Consider the following 271-nt stretch of genomic DNA (forward strand, 5'->3'; position numbering starts at 1 on the left):
GCCCCGGCCTGATGCAGGCCTTCCGCCGAAAGGCGCGCACGCAGGGCGTGAACTATCTTGCCGCGACGGTGACCGGACTGACCATGGCGTCTCCCCAAAAGGTCGGCGAAGTGGTCCTCGACAATGGCGATCGGCTTGCCGCCGGCACGGTGATCAACGCGGCCGGACCATGGAGCGCGGGCGTTGCCAGGATGGCCGGCGCCGAACTGCCGGTTGTCCCAAGCAAGCGGTGCGTCTTCGTCTTCGAAACGCCGGCAAGGATCGAAAACTG

The 271-nt window shown here is 66.4% G+C and carries 1 protein-coding gene; it reads left to right on the forward strand.

Features of this window, described 5'->3' with window-relative positions:
• The coding region (locus EOB49_RS35320) for an FAD-dependent oxidoreductase (protein WP_127383568.1) at nt 1-271 on the forward strand (271 nt) is incomplete at both ends.

It is taken from the genome of Mesorhizobium sp. M7A.F.Ca.MR.148.00.0.0, from assembly GCF_003997735.1.
In the GTDB taxonomy this organism is placed as follows: Bacteria; Pseudomonadota; Alphaproteobacteria; order Rhizobiales; family Rhizobiaceae; genus Mesorhizobium.